Genomic DNA, 16,756 nt, shown 5'->3' on the forward strand with positions numbered 1-16,756 from the left:
CTTAGTTCCCCTCTTTACTTTTAATTAAAACGTGATCGAATATGCGTCGCGCAACAGGCGCACCGTGTGTAGAACCACCACCTGCGTTTTCTAGCACAATGGTTAATATCACTTCTGGATTTTCAAATGGAGCGAAGCCGGTATATAGAGCGTGATCTCGCAAATGCTCTGCCAGTTCCTCTGCGTTGTATTCTTCGTCTTCTTTCAGACCGAATACCTGCGCTGTTCCTGACTTGCCACCCGTCACGTATTTCGCTGTGGTGAATGCACGCCTTGCGGTGCCTTTTTTACCATGGTTCGCGAGTCTCATTCCTTCAAGTGCTACATCCCAGTAGCGTTTAGATACCCCTTGAATAGGAGGGTACGTCTCAATAGGCGCTGCTGTTGTCACGTGAGGTTCTTGTGACTTATCAATGGTCGCTCGTAGCAAATGAGGGGCAATTACCTCACCTCGGTTAATTAATACGGATGTGGCTTTAGCAATCTGCATTGGTGTTGCGGTCCAGTAGCCCTGACCAATACCCACTGGGATGGTGTCACCCTGATACCAAGGTTGGCGGTGTCTCGCCATTTTCCATTCCCGGGTTGGCATGTTGGCTTTACTTTCTTCGTGGATATCAATGCCCGTAAAGTCACCAAAACCAAACAGCATCATCCAGGTTGAAATGCGGTCGATGCCCATGTCATACGCAATTTGGTAGAAGAAGGTATCTACCGATTCTTCAATGGATTTGAGAATGTCTACCCGACCGTGCCCCCATCTCAGCCAGTCACGAAACGGACGAGTTTTGGAATTAGGAATGCGCCAATAACCCGGGTCATTACGCGTGGTTTTGGTGGTAATGACTTTTTCTTGCAGTGCGGCTACAGATATAAAAGGCTTAACCGTCGAGGCAGGAGGGTAGATCCCCAACGTTGCGCGGTTGACCAGCGGGCGGTCTTTGTCGTTAAGCAGCGCCCGATAATCTTTGCCAGAAATACCGTGCACAAATGCGTTTGGATCGTAGCTTGGGCTGGATAACATTGCCAGAACCCCATTATCACTAGGATCGAGCAAAATTGCAGAGCCACGACGACCATCAAGCAGTTTGTACAGGTACTGCTGAAGTCTGATATCCAGGTTTAAAACGATATCTTTACCTGGGATAGGCGGCACGTATTTTAGCGTTCGGATTATGCGTCCACGGCTGTTTACTTCGACTTCCTGATAGCCGGCAGTACCGTGCAGAACATCTTCGTAAAAGCGTTCAATACCAAGCTTGCCAATATCACGAGTCGCCTGGTAGTTAGCGGCTTTATCCTCACGTTCTAAGCGCAGTAAATCTCGATCGTTAATTCGAGAAACGTAGCCAAGCACATGAGTTAATACTTTTCCATATGGGTAGAATCGCTTCAGAGTGGCATTTACTTCAACGCCGGGAAAACGATGCTGATTCACTGAGAAGAGTGCGACCTGTTCTTCGGTTAGCTGGTTCAGTAAAGGGACGGATTTAAAGCGTCGGGTGCGTTTTCGCTCCTTGTGGAAGCGTTCTACACGCTCGTCACTGATATCCAGAAAGGTACGCAACTGGACTATTGTTTCATCAATGTTTTTGATCTTTTCAGGCGTGATCTCCAGGCTGAAAATAGGGCGGTTTTCAGCCAGCAAAATTCCGTTCCTATCGTATATAAGCCCACGGTTTGGGGCGATAGGGACTACCTTGATGCGATTGTCATTGGAGCGGGTTTTGTAATCCTGAAACTGGTTAACCTGAATATTGTAGAGGTTAGCCAGTAGCACACCCATTAAAATCACGATGCCTGCAAATGCAACCAGTGCGCGACGGGAAAATAAGGCGGACTCGGCGGTGTAATCTCTGATTTGGGTGCGCTGACGTCTCATCTAGCGTTATTCTCGATGATAAGGGTGGTTTGCCGTAATACTCCAGGCTCGGTATAGGCTTTCAGCCATAACAACCCGAACCAATGGGTGAGGAAGCGTAAGTGGCGAAAGCGACCAGCTTTGGTCAGCCGCCGCTTTACAGGCAGGAGCTAAGCCTTCAGGACCTCCAATCAGTATTGACACATCACGCGCATCTAGCTTCCACGCTTCAAGCTGACCGGCCAATTGTTCGGTGTCCCAACGTTTACCCGGAATATCGAGAGTAACAATTCGATTACCTTTTGGCACGGCAGCCAGCATGGCTTCGCCTTCTTTTTGCAGAATTCTTGCAATGTCTGCATTTTTACCGCGTTTACCTGCTGGAATTTCCACCAGCTCCAGTGGCATATCATGAGGGAAACGACGCTTGTACTCTTGGAAGCCTTCTTCAACCCATTTCGGCATTTTAGTGCCTACGGCGATCAGCTGAATCTTCAACAGTTAGCTCCAGAGTTTTTCAAGTTGATAGAGTTCGCGCTGTTCTTCCTGCATGACATGAACCATGGTAGAACCCATATCAACGACAACCCATTCGCCTTCCTGTTCGCCATCCACTCCTAAAGGCTCCAGCCCTGCTTTCTTGGCTTCGCTGGCAACGTGGTCGGCGATGGACGCTACGTGACGCTTGGAATTACCCGTGCAGATGACCATGTAATCGGTAACGCTGGATTTGCCTTGAACATCGAGAGTTACGATGTCTTCTGCTTTCATGTCGTCTGCCTTATCGGCTAAAAAATCACGTAGATCTTGAACTTGCAATGTTATTTACCTCGAAAAAATTTAAAAAGTATTATACTCAAGCTACCTCAAGATACTAGGTTCAGCGAGAATTGCTTGGCTTTTAGGCAAGGCATCGCTTTGAAGATCTAGTGGCTCTAAATCAAAAAGTGATAACGCAGTATAAAAGCCAAGCAAACTCGCCCAAGGGAGCTTATCTTCTGTTCCATTTCATCGTCAAAGAACTTGGAAAGGACTTGTCATTCCACTGCATTCTTTTCCTTGAACTGAAAAAGAAGATAGAGCTCTGAAACAAATATCTTGGGGCAGCTTGAGTATATAACCAAGTTAATTCAAGATGCTCGCTTCTGCACGAATTAGTTCGTCACCTTGTGACGCTTTGGCTAGTAAAGGAGCATCTGGTCTGAAAGAATGAGTATTAGGCGGTTCCAAACGCCGCTTTTGGCTCACAAAATTGAAGCGAAATTTGTACCATTGAAAGCCAGACAGGTTTGTCATAACTGGTTTTTGCATCGCGCTCTGTCTGGGCAGTCAAAGACAAAAGTTTGTTTATGTCTTGTGCCTGAAGCCTCTGAAGTGCAGCAGAGTATAGCGGGCGCTTGTTTTGCCACACACGGCGGGTATCGAAGACTCTTCCTACAGGTTGGGTGGCACACTCTTTTTGCATTTCCAGCAGCAGTAACAACTCTTTTTGAACCGTTCTTAGCAAGATGATGGCTTCAGTGCCTTCTGCTTCTAACTGACGGAGAATTCTTTGGGCTCGTTTGCCTTTACCAGCTAAGAGAGCATCCATCCATTGAAATGGTGTGAAATGGTTATGGCGGCTCAGAGCCTCTTCTACACGGGGCAGAGTGAGTTGACCATCAGGGTAAAGCAGAGTGAGCTTTTCCAGGCTCTGCGACAGTGCCAGTAAGTTGCCTTCGTGCCATTGGGCGAGAAGTTGGACTGCCTGAGTATCTGGCATCAGGTTGAGCTTGCGACAGCGTTGCTGAACAAATTGCGGTAGCCTTTGAGTGTCAGGCGTTAAACAGTTTACGACACAACCGTTAGCGGCTAAGGTTTTGAACCACTTAGCATTCTCCTGCTGTTTCGTTAGTTTGTGCCCGATGAGTACAAGCAGAATGTCTGGGTGTAACATCTCAGAAAGGTTGATCAGCTCTTTGCCGGCTGCGGCATTTACGCCAGTTTCTGGCACTTCCAGCTCGATGATTTGCCTTGCCGAGAACAGGCTCAATGCCTGACAGCAGTCGAAGACCAGATTCCAATCCAACTGAGCATCCATCGCAAAGCGGTGTCGCTCTCCAAACCCTTGAGTTTTCGCGTGTGCCTGAATTGCTTCTCTACTTTCCTGAAGAAGCAGTGGTTCGTTACCGAATATCAGATAGATACCATGTTGAGCACGTGGTAGATGATCGGCAAGTTTGTCGGCAAATAAACGCATTACTGACTCTCTGCAGTGGTGTTTTCAGTTGTCGTTGTCTGGGTTACACCAAGGTCTAATGTTACGCTCTCTTCTTGAGTGTCTTCCACGTTTTTTGCGTCGTCTAATTTCGCTTTCAATCGAGCCATTTGTCTTAGGATCTGTCTTGACGCCTGCTTGCGCATTTCATCAATGATCATTTCTTTTTCCGTCGACTTCGCCAGTGCGGTAAGCGGGTTATCGAGAAAGCTTCGGTTAACCGTGGTTGTAAAGGACTGGCTACCAATCTCGGGAACTGTCACGCGATAAGTCGCTCTATAAGTCAGCTCATATTCTGCTGCCCGGCTGTTCTGGTACAGAGAAAGCGTGCGTTGACCGCTAGATTCGCCTGTCAGGTGCAGGTTGGGAATATCCTCTCTTGGCGGCACAGCTTTTACACCGTTGAGATCGAGCTCAGCACGGACATATCGAGTCAGAGGTCCATATGAATCGAAACTGGTGAAGGATATTTCAGATAACTCTTCAGGAAGAAAATAGGTATCGCGGAAGTGGAATCCACAGGCACTTAACAGTGTGGTGAATAGAATCAATACAGAAGCGCGCACAGGGCGAAAGAAAGAAACACGTTTCACAAATCGTTTCCTGAATGTTGGTTAACTTTGGTAACGGAGCTCATACATTAATGATTGGCATAAGTTCGGTTAACAAAGCTGACCAATAAAAATAAACAGGGTGATCGCTCACCCTGTTTGATTTCAATATGGTGCGAAAATTATGACAATCAGTTTGCCACAATGTTCAGAAGTTTACCTGGTACGTAAATCACTTTACGAACAGTTTTCCCTTCTGTGAACTTAGTAACGTTTTCGTCGTTCAGACCAAGCTCTTCTACCTGCTCTTTCGATGCATCCGCTGCCACAGTCAGTTTTGCACGCAGTTTGCCGTTTACCTGAACCACAATCAGCTTCTCATCTTCTACCAGAGCCTTTTCATCAAATGTTGGCCAAGATGCTTCATCGATGTTGGATTCACCCAGTGCTTCCCACATTTCGAAGCTGATGTGTGGAGTGATTGGGTAAAGCATAGTCACAACTGCTTTCAATGCTTCATCAAGAATCGCACGATCTTGCGTTGTTTCCTGCGGTGCTTTTGCAAGCTTGTTCATCAGTTCCATTACGGCTGCGATGGCGGTGTTGAACGTCTGACGTCGAGATACGTCATCCGTCACTTTCTGAATCGCTTTATGAACATCACGGCGAAGTGCTTTTTGATCAGCGTTGAACGCGCTTACATCAACGGCTTCAGCTGCACCTTTTGATGTGTGCTCGTTTACAAGCTTCCAAACACGCTTCAGGAAGCGGTTTGCGCCTTCTACACCAGCGTCAGACCATTCCAGAGTTTGCTCTGGTGGCGCTGTAAACATCATGAACAGACGAACTGTATCCGCACCGTACTGCTGGATAACAGTCTGTGGGTCGATACCGTTGTTCTTAGACTTAGACATCTTACTCATGCCCGCAGAGAACACTGGTTCACCATCTTCTTTATGCCAGGCTTTAATGATGCGACCTTTGTCATCGGTTTCTGTCTGAACGTCCGTAGGTGCAATCCAGATGTCGCCACCTTTCTCATCTTTACGGTAGTAGGTGTCTGCCAGAACCATGCCCTGACACAGCAGGCGCTCAAACGGCTCATCAGAGTTCACCAGACCGAAGTCGCGAAGCAATTTGTGGAAGAAGCGGGCGTACAGTAGGTGAAGGATAGCGTGCTCAATACCACCGATGTACTGGTTCACTGGTAGCCAGTAGTTAGCCGCACCTGGCTCTAGCATGCCTTCATCGTAGCGTGGGCTACAGTAACGCGCGTAGTACCAAGAGGATTCCATGAAGGTATCGAAAGTGTCTGTCTCGTGGAAAACAGGCTCACCATTTACTTCTGCTTTTGCCCACTCAGGATCGGCTTTGATTGGTGAAGTTACGCCATCCATCACCACATCTTCTGGCAGACGTACAGGTAGCATTTCAGCCGTAGCAGCAAGCTCTGAACCGTCTTCTTTGTTTAGCATTGGGATTGGAGAACCCCAGTAGCGCTGGCGGCTTACACCCCAGTCACGCAGGCGGAAGTTCACTTTGCGTTTCGCTGCGCCTTGTGATTCCAGTTTGTCGGCAATAGCGTTGAATGCGTCTTTAAACTCAAGACCATCAAACTCACCGGAATTAACCAGTGTGCCTTTTTCTACAAACGCTTCTTTTTCAAGGTCAGCGACTAGCTCACTGCCTTCAACTGGCTGGATAACCTGCTTGATTTCTAGCCCATATGCCGTTGCGAACTCGTAGTCACGCTGGTCGTGACCCGGAACCGCCATAACCGCACCTGAACCGTAATCCATCAATACGAAGTTGGCGATCCAGATTGGCACTTCTTGGCCCGTTAGTGGGTGAACTGCGGTAAAGCCAGTAGCGATACCTTTCTTTTCCATGGTTGCCATATCAGCTTCGGCAACTTTGGTGTTCTTGCACTCTTCAACAAACGCAGCAACCGCTTCGTTGTTTTCTGCCGCTTCCAGTGCGATAGGGTGACCGGCAGCTACTGCTACGTACGTCACACCCATGAACGTATCTGGACGAGTGGTGTAAACCGTGAAGTTTTCGTCTTTGTCGGCACGTTTGAAATCGATCTCTAAACCTTCAGAGCGACCAATCCAGTTGCGCTGCATGGTTTTTACTTGTTCAGGCCAGTGATCCAGTTTGTCCAGATCGTCTAGTAGCTCTTGAGCGTAGTCAGTGATTTTGATGAACCACTGAGGAATTTCTTTTTGCTCAACCACAGCACCTGAACGCCAGCCGCGTCCGTCGATAACTTGCTCGTTCGCCAGTACCGTCTGGTCTACCGGATCCCAGTTTACCGTCGACATTTTCTTGTAAACCAAGCCTTTTTCATAAAGCTTAGTGAAGAACCATTGTTCCCACTTGTAGTATTCCGGGTGGCAAGTGGCAATTTCACGATCCCAGTCGTAACCAAAGCCCAACAGCTTTAGCTGATTGCGCATGTAGTCAATGTTTTCGTAAGTCCACTTCGCAGGAGCTGTGTTGTTTTTGATGGCTGCGTTTTCAGCAGGAAGACCGAATGCATCCCAGCCCATTGGCTGCATCACATTTCTGCCTTGCAGACGATGGAAGCGAGATACCACATCACCGATGGTGTAGTTACGCACGTGACCCATGTGGAGACGACCACTTGGGTATGGGAACATGGAAAGACAGTAAAACTTTTCCTTGTTTGGGTCTTCGCTCACGACAAATGTCTTGTTGTCGTCCCAGTGCTTTTGAACTTTCTGCTCAATATCTTGAGGGTTATATTGGTCTTGCATCGATGATATCCGGTTATCTTGGAATTTGTGAGATCGGTTAGATCAGACTGTGATAGATCCGCATAGAATACATAAAGGAAAGACAGTCAACAATAGTCAATGCACGGAGGTGGTTTATGCCAGAGCGTAAAGCCCGTTACGAAGCCTTCTTCGAAGAGGTGGTTGATACGTTGAAACACACACCGGAAGAACTCGAACGCGTGCTGGAAACGTCGACGGAAGTTATGTCGGCAGCCAGTGATATGACTAAGGATGAGCTCTCTCTCGTCTCTGCTTATGTTCGTTCAGATTTGAATGAATTCGCCCAGAATTACCAACACAGTAAAGAAACTTTTCCTGAAAGTCCCTTTTATCGATTGATAGCCGATTCAGTTTGGGAAGGGTTACTTGATATTACAGACCGCACCAAAGTGGAATGGCAAGAGCTTTTTATGGATCTGGAACACAAAGGCTTGTACCAGACCGGTGAAGTCATTGGTTTAGGGTATTTGGTGTGCGACAAATGCGGACACAAGACTTACTTTAACCATGCGACCGTTATTCCGCCCTGCGAGAAGTGTGGCTACACAGGCTTCACACGCCAAGCGCTGAAGCCTTGATACTTATTGGGTTTTATTTTGTCGGTCTTCTCTTCGCTTAAAGCCGAACAGTAACGTAATCAGCACGATCAGGTACAAAGGCCAAAGACCCAAAATCCGGTAAGGCGTCATACCCGTCGCGGTATTCACCTCGGCGACAAGCACTTCGGTTTTGAATTGAGGCACCTGATGAGTGATCTTTCCTTTGTAGTCTGTAATCGCAGTGACGCCATTGTTAGTGGTTCGGACCAGAGGTCTGCCTAACTCTAATGCACGCATTCTGGCAATTTCCATGTGCTGATGGGGACCAATGGAATCCCCAAACCAAGCGTCGTTGGAAAGGGTGAGAATGAAATCCGTATCTTCAGTTATATTCTGGCGAACTTGTTCGTTAAAGATGATTTCATAGCAAAGAGCAGGAGCAAAATAGCGCCCATTGGATTCGATATTATCCTGTACAAACCCTCCACGGCTGAACGAGGACATCGGAAGATTAAAGAATGGCGCAATAGGTCGAAGAATCTCGCCAAAGGGCACAAATTCACCAAATGGAAGTAGGTGATGTTTGTGATATTTTGGCTGCGTTTTGCGGTTGTATTCTGTTTGCTCATTTTCCCCGACAGCAATCACACTGTTGTAAAAGTGTTCGCGACTTGTAGAGGTGACAATACCAGTAATAATCCCGGTATTATTCAACCGACCAGCACTATCCAAGTTGCTCAGAAATGAAGGCAGTTCATTTTCAAAAGCGGGAATTGCGGCTTCTGGCCAAATGACCACGTCGGCATCCCAATTTTCGCGGGTCAGATCCATGTATTTCATGATGGTTGGCCAGCGTTGGCTTGGTAGCCACTTAAGTTCTTGGGAAATATTTCCCTGAATCAAAGCGAACTTCGTTGGATTTTCAGTCTCTTCCTTCACCCACTGCACCATGCCAAGAGCACCTGCCAGAGCAAAAATACCCAGAGGAAGACCAATAAAATGCCATTGCTTCTGCGTAATAGCGAGCGCTAGCGCTCCAGCCATCAAAAGAAGCAAGTAAGTGATGGTGTCGACACCGCCGATAGGAGCGTAAACACTGAGCGGGGAATCGATTTGACTGTAGCCTAGCAACAGCCAGGGGAAGCCTGTCATCACCCATCCGCGCAACCATTCTGCAATCAGCCACAAAGAAGGTACTGCCAGAAGAAATCGAACTGCATTTTCTTTGGGAAACCAACGATTAAGTATGCCAGCAAAAAGTGCGGGGTAGAGGGCGAGATAACTGACCAAAAGCAGCATCAGCATTAGGCTGGCCGCTTTCGGTAGCCCGCCAAAGGTATCAATACTGATATGTACCCAACTGATGCCTACGGCAAACTGTCCAAAGCCCCAGGAGAAGCCAATTGAGAGAGCACGTTTGGTTGACTGATTACTGAGTAAAAGAAGTAAGAAAAGTGGGCTGAGAATCGCCACAATCCAGATTTGATAAGGAGCAAAGGCAAGCGTGGTTAAAGCCCCAACAAAAGCGGCCGCAAGCGGCCGCACGAGGCGATGATTTGTTTTTATTATCATCTTCGTCTTTTTATTGTTGTAGCTTTCGCTACCTGTTCATCATTCCTCTTCGGCTGGAAGAGGCTCTTCATCGGGAACCGTGACCTGAAGCTGAACCACGCGGCGGTTATCCGCTGCTGTGACCTTAAACAGGTAATGTTCAATTTCAACCACTTCTCCACGAGTCGGTAAATGACCGAAGCTGGTCATCACCATGCCACCTACGGTATCCACTTCTTCATCGCTGAAGGTGGTACCGAAGGTTTCATTAAAGTCTTCGATGGTGGTTAAAGCTTTAACGGCAAAGGTGTGTTTGCTGAGCTTGCGGATATCGGTTTCTTCTTCGTCGTCGAATTCGTCTTCGATTTCGCCTACGATTTCTTCCAGGATATCTTCAATGGTCACCAGACCAGAAACACCACCGAACTCATCTACGACAATCGCCATGTGATAACGTTCCTCTCGGAACTCTTTTAGCAGGCGATCAACGCGTTTACTTTCCGGAACTACGACAGCAGGGCGTATTACCTGCTCAATATCAAAAGGAGCACTGTCCGAACCTAAATATTTTAGTAAGTCCTTCGCTAACAGAATGCCTTCTACATGGTCTTTATCTTCACTGATGACTGGGTAGCGAGAGTGCTGAGCATCGGTAATCAGTGCGACTAAATCGTCCAGAACATGTGTTCTTTCAACGGTAACCATTTGCGAGCGTGGGAGCATGATGTCTCTTACCCGCATTTCTGCGATTTCCATAACACCTTCAAGCATATCTCTGGTGTCGTGGTCTATCAGGTCATTTACTTCGGAATCCCGAATAACATCTACCAATTCCTGGCGGTCTTTCGGTTCACCCTGAAACAGCTGACCAAGGCGTTCAAAGAAGGACTTTCTACTCGGACCTTCTGCTTTTTCTTTCTTCCCTTCGGGTGAAGGGGTCGAATTGTCTTCGTTCATGATTTCTCAATCGTTAACGCTATCAGATGTGTGATAGCACACGTAGGTAACGCGACCGTCTCTGGGTTTCTAACGTTACTGCTTTTCTGCTAAATACGGGTCTTCAAAGCCCATAGATTGCATAATTTCGGTTTCGAGGCTTTCCATTTCTTCGGCTTCCTCGTCTTCGATATGATCATAACCTAACAGATGCAAGCTGCCATGTACAACCATATGCGCCCAGTGCGCTAGCACGGTTTTTTCCTGTTCTTTTGCTTCCACTTCAACCACTTGCTTACAAATGATTAAATCACCAAGCAGATCCATTTCGATACCCGGAGGGGCTTCAAATGGGAAAGACAGGACATTGGTCGGTTTATCTTTGCCGCGATATTCGTGGTTCAACTGGTGGCTTTCTTCCTCATCTACGATGCGGATAGTGACTTCTGCGTCTTTTTGGAATTGCGATACGGTTTTGCTCAGCCATTCGTTAAGTTGGGCTTCACTAGGAAGCCCATTTTCGTTTTCAACCGCCAGTTGCAGATCCAGTTCGATACTCATTACTTACTTACCGTCTGCTGAACCAGTTCTGATTTTTGCGCTTCAAGCAATTTCGCTTCGCGCTCTTCACGCTTGCGTTTCTCGTACTCTTTGCGCTCTTTCTGATCTTTGGCTTCCCATTTCTCATAGGCGTTGACGATACGAGCCACTACTGGGTGACGCACTACATCATCAGACAGGAAGAAGTTGAAACTGATTTCATCCACTTCACTTAAGACTTCAATTGCGTGACGAAGACCTGATTTTGCACCGCGTGGCAAATCGATCTGGGTGACGTCGCCCGTGATCACCGCTCGCGAATTGAAACCGATACGCGTCAGGAACATTTTCATTTGTTCCACGGTGGTGTTCTGGCTTTCGTCCAGAATGATGAAAGCGTCGTTCAGTGTACGTCCGCGCATGTAGGCCAGTGGAGCCACTTCAATCACGTTACGTTCGATGAGCTTTTCTACTCGCTCAAAACCCAGCATCTCGAATAACGCGTCGTAAAGCGGGCGTAAGTACGGATCGACTTTCTGACTCAGGTCACCAGGAAGGAAGCCCAATTTCTCACCCGCTTCAACCGCTGGGCGAGTGAGCAGAATTCGGCGAATTTCCTGACGCTCAAGTGCATCGACCGCAGCCGCAACCGCGAGGTAGGTTTTACCTGTACCTGCAGGGCCAATACCAAAGCTGATGTCGTGCGTTACCATGTTCATCAAGTACTGAGCCTGATTAGGAGTACGTGGCTTGATAACGCCTTTTTTGGTTTTGATGAAGACTTCTTTGCCGTGTTCGATACTGGACTCTGTGTTTTGTTCCAGTACACCAGATTCTTTGATCGCCAGGTGAATCAGCTCAGGTTCAATATCGTTGACCTGACCTTTAACAGGGGCAGTCTCTACATACAAAGATTTGATGATATCGAGCGCAGCAGAAGCGGTATGCGGTTTACCAACCACAGAGAAAAAGTTGCTGCGATGATTGATTTCGACACCAAGACGGCGTTCTAAGTGTTTGATATTGTCGTCGAAAGGACCACAAAGGCTGGACAACCGGCGGTTGTCTGAAGGTTCTAGATCGATTTCTAGAGTGACGATTTTATTACTCAATGTTGCCTCACATTTTATGCCATTTTCAGAGAGCCTGATGACGACCAGGCTCTCGATGGCGATTTATACGAACTTAAGGCGTGAAAGTCGCTACACCCAGTTCGTCTTCGCGACGCGTTCTTGCCATCATTTGTGTTGGCGAAATGACGGTACGAAGGTCCATGTCTTTTTCTGTACGTACCAGTTCACCGCGCAGTGAGTTGGCAAATACGTCGACGATTTTCACATCGACAAACTGACCGATGAGATCAGCGCTGCCTTCAAAGTTTACAACACGGTTGTTCTCAGTACGAGCACGAAGCTCCATCAAGTTTTTCTTCGACGGACCTTCAACCAGTACGCGCTGCTCTGTATCTAGCATCAGACGTGAGTAACGCATAGCCTGGGCGTTAATGGTTTGCTGCAATTCGTACAGGCGTTCTTTCTTTGTTTGTTCTGACAGATCACACGGGTAATCTGCTGCTGGCGTACCTGGACGTGCAGAGAAGATAAAGCTGAAGCTCATATCAAAATCGACCTGCTTGATAAGCTTCATTGTATCTTGGAAATCTTTGTCAGACTCACCCGGGAAACCAACGATAAAGTCAGAACTGATTTGAATATCAGGGCGCGCTTTGCGCAGTTTACGGATGATAGATTTGTATTCGATACCAGTGTGTGGGCGCTTCATCATAGTAAGAATACGGTCTGAGCCACTTTGAACAGGCAGGTGCAGGAAGCTCACTAGTTCTGGCGTGTCTTCGTACACAGCGATGATGTCATCCGTAAATTCCAGTGGGTGGCTGGTGGTGAATCGAATTCGATCGATACCATCAATAGAAGCCACAAGACGAAGAAGCTCTGCAAATGAACAGATATCACCGTCGTGCATTGGACCACGGTAAGCATTCACGTTCTGACCCAGAAGGTTCACTTCACGTACGCCTTGCTCAGCAAGCTGTGCAATTTCAAATAGCACATCATCCATTGGACGGCTGACTTCTTCACCACGCGTGTATGGTACTACGCAGTAGGTGCAGTACTTTGAACAGCCTTCCATGATAGAAACGAATGCCGTTGCACCTTCAGCACGTGGCTCTGGCAGACGGTCGAACTTTTCAATCTCAGGGAAAGAAATGTCCATCACTGGCTTTTCGTTATCGCGAGAAGAACGGATCATTTCTGGCAGACGGTGTAAGGTCTGTGGACCAAAAATAACGTCAACAAAAGGTGCACGCTCACGGATGTGATCACCTTCTTGAGTCGCCACACAACCACCGACGCCAATCACCACACCTGGCTTTTGGTCTTTCAGCGTTTTCCAACGACCAAGCTGGTGGAATACTTTTTCTTGCGCCTTCTCACGGATTGAACAGGTGTTAAGTAATAATACGTCTGCTTCCTCTGGCTCTTCGGTTAGCTCATATCCATTAGCGGCATTAAGCAGGTCGGCCATTTTTGATGAATCGTATTCGTTCATCTGGCAGCCCCAGGTTTTAATTAGCAGTTTCTTACTCATCTCACTTCGCTCGTTATTTATTAAGTTCTGTTCAAATTATATACACTACTCTCGTAGTAAGCGGCGTATTGTACTGCTTTAAAAACCAACTGACCAGAGATCCTTTTAAGGTAATTTGCTCTAAATATCGAGGCTTCACCATAGAAAAAATACGGAAATTGTTGAAGATTGGAACAGGATCTAAAGGTTGCGATTTTACCGTTTGCTGTATTAACGCTGAGAGCAACGGAGTTGTTTAGAAGTGGATAAAGTGGCGTGCTACAGGTCGAGCACGCTTGTTTGTTGTATTTTGACTTGGTTAAGCAATGGAACCTGAAGCCAACGCATCTGTAATTTCTTGATCTGTAAACCCAAATTCAGCCAATACCTCTTTGGTGTGTTCACCAACAGTGGGAGCGGATCGCTGAATGGTGGGTTGGGTTTCCGACATGGATACGGCGGGTCCCACGCATTTAACGGAGCCGGCAACCGAATGTTGGTATTCCTGAATCAATCCGAGATGTTTTACTTGAGGATCGTCTGCCGCCTCAAGGTGAGATTTGACTTCGCCGCACCAGATATCTTCCGCCAGCATCATCGACATTAAGGTTTGAGTATCAAAAGCCTGAGTTCGTTTGGCGATCTCGTTCCAAATAATGTCGCGTTGATCAAACAGAATTGCCGGGTCATCGTATTTCAGCAAGCTATCGTCACCAAGTACTTTGACCAGCGTTTTGAATGGGCTCATGGCAATGGTGACCCAGCCATCGGAAGTAGGATAAGTACCAAAAGGGGCATCCATCCCAGGATGACCAATACCAGAATTGGGTCGCTGAAAATCCTGATTGAAATTCATGGCCATCAGCATTTCCTGTCCCTGATGTGCCAGCATACCTGCCAGAAGGTTGACGACAATTTTCTGCCCCTTACCTGAACGCTCGCGCCAGTAAAGTGCCGACAAAACCGAATAGACGATGTTCATCGCCCCAACTTGGTCGGAAAAACCTGAACCTGCCGGAGTAGGGGGCTGGCTGGCTTGTCCTGTTGCAGCCATCAGTCCAGTGAGACCCTGAACCAGCATATCCTGCCCCGGACGTTCAACATAAGGTCCGGAATCCCCATAGCCTGTTCCTGAGCAGTAGATGAGTTTAGGGTTGATGGCTTTGAGATCGTCATATCCGTAACCTAGCCTGTCCATAACGCCGGGACGAAAGTTCTCCACCACAATGTCTGCCTGTTCCACCAGTCGATACAAAATGGCTATGGATTCTTCTGACTTTAAGTTCACTGCGATGGAGCGCTTGTTGCGGTTCCATGCCAGAAAATTGGGGCTTTCCTTGCCTCCTACCCATTGGTTGTTGAACGTCATTGAGCGAAAGAGATCACCGCTGACGGGTCTTTCGACTTTAATGACGTTTGCCCCCATATCACCCAACATCTGAGTGGCAAAGGGACCTTGCAGTAACTGTGAAAAATCCAGAATCGTGACATCACTCAGTGCCTGTTCCATGGCTGGACTCCTTAGTTTTTGAATAGAGTTGATTGATTTTTTTGATGGTGTATTTGGAAGGCTCACCATTAAACAGTGAGTGTCGAATCAAATGCGCTGCTTCGTCCTGAAAATGGGTGTATCCCGGGTGTCTAGGGCGCAAATGTGCTCCGTTGACGGTAGAAAATGCGTTCTGATAGAAGTGGTTTGAATTCTGATTCACATTCGCTTCAGACCACGCAGACTGAAAGCTGGGCTGACCACCATTATTCGGAATAAAAGCACTCTGTACGTTTGGGCTCAGCAGTTTTTTAAGGTAAATCAGCAAGTCGTTATTGACAGTGCAACGCTGAGTGATGGCAATACCCGTTCCACCTAAAATCGATTTGCCGCCGAGTGGTGAGGTGACACAAAGATTTGATGACTCAGTGCTGTAGTTGACGTAGCCGTACACAAAAGGGCATAGATCCAAAGAATCACTACACGAGAGCGTATCGAGCAGCTCTATCGGGTTTAGAACCCGGTTCGGTTCGATGCTGTTTTTGAACACGGATTTGAACAGGTCGAGCGATTCAACCCCTTCATCTTCCGGAATAAAAAGCGCATCAATCTTTAAGCTTGGATCTAAGCTTAACGTCATCGCTAAGAGCTGAAGTGTAGGGTGGGGACCAGCAAGGCAAAGCTGATACTTAAGATTCCCTTTGATCAAGTCTTGCCAGCCACCCAAACTGAGCGCAGCCTCTTCTGCCTGTTTTTGATATGCCATGATTTGCGAGGACGCATCCAGTGGCAGCGCCCAGCAGTGACTGTCGTACCAGTAACTTTGAGCCGACTGACCAATACACAAGGCTTTGAGCTCCTCCAGCCACATTGGAGAAAACAGCATATCCAGAGGTTGCAGACATTGTGATTCAACTGCCTGACCTAGGTGAGGGTGGTCTATGACCAGCAAGTCATACTGATCGGCTAATTCCTCTAATGGGGTTTCTTCAAATCCTGAGAGAGGCTGAATATCCCACTGAGCAACAGGGCAGTCTTGCCAGTCGAGGCTGGCTTGAAGTGCCTGATAGCCTCGCGGATGATCCCAGGTTAATCCTTTGAAGCTCATTGCAGCCTCTCAGACTTAGGTTCAATCCGTTCACCATCTGCATCAAACCAATGGGTATGTTCCTGAGAAAAGTGCAAGCCAATGGTGTCACCCGTTTTGGCGTGCATGTCTCTGGTGGTTTTCACCAGTAAGGTTTGGTTATCGGTTTTTAAGGTGTACAGATAGCTGTCGCCAAGCAACTCCACCAAAGAAACACTGGCATTCAACATGGCACTTTCCGTTGGCACCAACTGAATATTTTCAGGGCGGACACCCAGTGTCGCTGCACCTTGCGGAGCGTGCAGATGCATGGTCTCATCAAGATGGATTAAGTTCATCGGAGGGTTGCCCAAAAAGGTCGCAACAAAGGTGTTCTTAGGTTTGTCGTAAATGGCTTCTGGTGTGCCAACCTGCTGAATTCGCCCCTGATTGATGACCACAATGCGATCGGCAAGGGTCATGGCTTCCACCTGATCGTGGGTGACATAAATGGTAGTGACCGCCAGTTCTTCCTGCAGCTTTTTAAGCTCTGCACGCATACTGGAGCGCAATTTT

General features: G+C 47.6%; 15 protein-coding genes. 1 reads left to right on the top strand and 14 read right to left on the bottom strand.

Annotation, left to right across the window (positions count from 1 at the left end):
• Position 1 precedes the first annotated feature (1 nt).
• From mrdA to leuS, 6 genes are all read right to left on the bottom strand, one after another.
• Positions 2 to 1,882 (bottom strand): penicillin-binding protein 2, encoded by a 1,881-nt coding sequence (mrdA, locus tag RH89_RS07785; RefSeq protein WP_004400839.1) that lies wholly within the window; start codon positions 1,880 to 1,882, stop codon positions 2 to 4.
• 6 nt (positions 1,883 to 1,888) lie between these two features.
• Positions 1,889 to 2,359, bottom strand: coding sequence for a 23S rRNA (pseudouridine(1915)-N(3))-methyltransferase RlmH (gene rlmH, locus RH89_RS07790; RefSeq protein ID WP_004400840.1), 471 nt, complete (start codon positions 2,357 to 2,359; stop codon positions 1,889 to 1,891).
• Between the two features lie 3 nt (positions 2,360 to 2,362).
• On the bottom strand, positions 2,363 to 2,680 hold the full coding sequence (gene rsfS / locus RH89_RS07795) for a ribosome silencing factor (RefSeq protein ID WP_004400843.1): 318 nt from the start codon (positions 2,678 to 2,680) through the stop codon (positions 2,363 to 2,365).
• 397 nt (positions 2,681 to 3,077) lie between these two features.
• Entirely contained in the window at positions 3,078 to 4,100 is a 1,023-nt protein-coding gene (holA, locus tag RH89_RS07800) for a DNA polymerase III subunit delta (RefSeq protein WP_004400848.1), read from the bottom strand.
• Positions 4,100 to 4,711, bottom strand: a complete 612-nt coding sequence (locus RH89_RS07805; RefSeq protein WP_004400853.1) for an LPS-assembly lipoprotein LptE — start codon at positions 4,709 to 4,711, stop codon at positions 4,100 to 4,102. Before RH89_RS07805 ends, holA begins: the two co-directional genes overlap by 1 nt.
• A gap of 149 nt (positions 4,712 to 4,860) precedes the next feature.
• Positions 4,861 to 7,449 (bottom strand): leucine--tRNA ligase, encoded by a 2,589-nt coding sequence (leuS, locus tag RH89_RS07810; protein WP_004400854.1) that lies wholly within the window; start codon positions 7,447 to 7,449, stop codon positions 4,861 to 4,863.
• A gap of 116 nt (positions 7,450 to 7,565) precedes the next feature.
• Here leuS and RH89_RS07815 point away from each other — a divergent pair, with 116 nt between their 5' ends.
• Positions 7,566 to 8,048 (top strand): zinc ribbon-containing protein, encoded by a 483-nt coding sequence (locus RH89_RS07815; RefSeq protein ID WP_004400856.1) that lies wholly within the window; start codon positions 7,566 to 7,568, stop codon positions 8,046 to 8,048.
• Positions 8,049 to 8,051: 3 nt separating this feature from the next.
• On the opposite strand, the gene lnt is transcribed toward RH89_RS07815, so the two are convergent.
• The 8 genes from lnt to RH89_RS30490 form a co-directional block, all read right to left on the bottom strand.
• Positions 8,052 to 9,581 (bottom strand): apolipoprotein N-acyltransferase, encoded by a 1,530-nt coding sequence (gene lnt, locus RH89_RS07820; protein WP_004400858.1) that lies wholly within the window; start codon positions 9,579 to 9,581, stop codon positions 8,052 to 8,054.
• A 39-nt stretch (positions 9,582 to 9,620) separates the two neighbouring features.
• Complete coding sequence (gene corC / locus RH89_RS07825; protein WP_004400860.1) at positions 9,621 to 10,517, bottom strand: CNNM family magnesium/cobalt transport protein CorC; 897 nt, start codon at positions 10,515 to 10,517, stop codon at positions 9,621 to 9,623.
• Positions 10,518 to 10,592: 75 nt separating this feature from the next.
• A complete protein-coding gene (ybeY, locus tag RH89_RS07830) occupies positions 10,593 to 11,057 on the bottom strand; it encodes an rRNA maturation RNase YbeY (protein WP_004400861.1) in 465 nt (154 codons plus the stop codon).
• On the bottom strand, positions 11,057 to 12,148 hold the full coding sequence (locus tag RH89_RS07835) for a PhoH family protein (RefSeq protein WP_004400862.1): 1,092 nt from the start codon (positions 12,146 to 12,148) through the stop codon (positions 11,057 to 11,059). The genes ybeY and RH89_RS07835 overlap by 1 nt, the downstream gene beginning before the upstream one ends.
• A 73-nt stretch (positions 12,149 to 12,221) precedes the next feature.
• Positions 12,222 to 13,646: a tRNA (N6-isopentenyl adenosine(37)-C2)-methylthiotransferase MiaB gene (miaB, locus tag RH89_RS07840; RefSeq protein WP_004400875.1), complete on the bottom strand. Its 1,425-nt coding sequence runs from the start codon at positions 13,644 to 13,646 to the stop codon at positions 12,222 to 12,224.
• A 298-nt stretch (positions 13,647 to 13,944) separates the two neighbouring features.
• Positions 13,945 to 15,135, bottom strand: a complete 1,191-nt coding sequence (locus RH89_RS07845) for a CaiB/BaiF CoA transferase family protein (protein ID WP_004400877.1) — start codon at positions 15,133 to 15,135, stop codon at positions 13,945 to 13,947.
• Positions 15,116 to 16,222, bottom strand: a complete 1,107-nt coding sequence (locus RH89_RS07850; RefSeq protein WP_004400879.1) for a type 2 periplasmic-binding domain-containing protein — start codon at positions 16,220 to 16,222, stop codon at positions 15,116 to 15,118. The genes RH89_RS07845 and RH89_RS07850 overlap by 20 nt, the downstream gene beginning before the upstream one ends.
• Positions 16,219 to 16,756, bottom strand: a 538-nt coding sequence (locus RH89_RS30490) for an ABC transporter ATP-binding protein (protein ID WP_004400880.1), incomplete at its 5' end; no start/stop codon positions are given. The genes RH89_RS07850 and RH89_RS30490, both read right to left, overlap by 4 nt.

It is taken from the genome of Vibrio nigripulchritudo ATCC 27043 (genome assembly GCF_000222685.1).
Taxonomy (GTDB): Bacteria; Pseudomonadota; Gammaproteobacteria; order Enterobacterales; family Vibrionaceae; genus Vibrio; species Vibrio nigripulchritudo.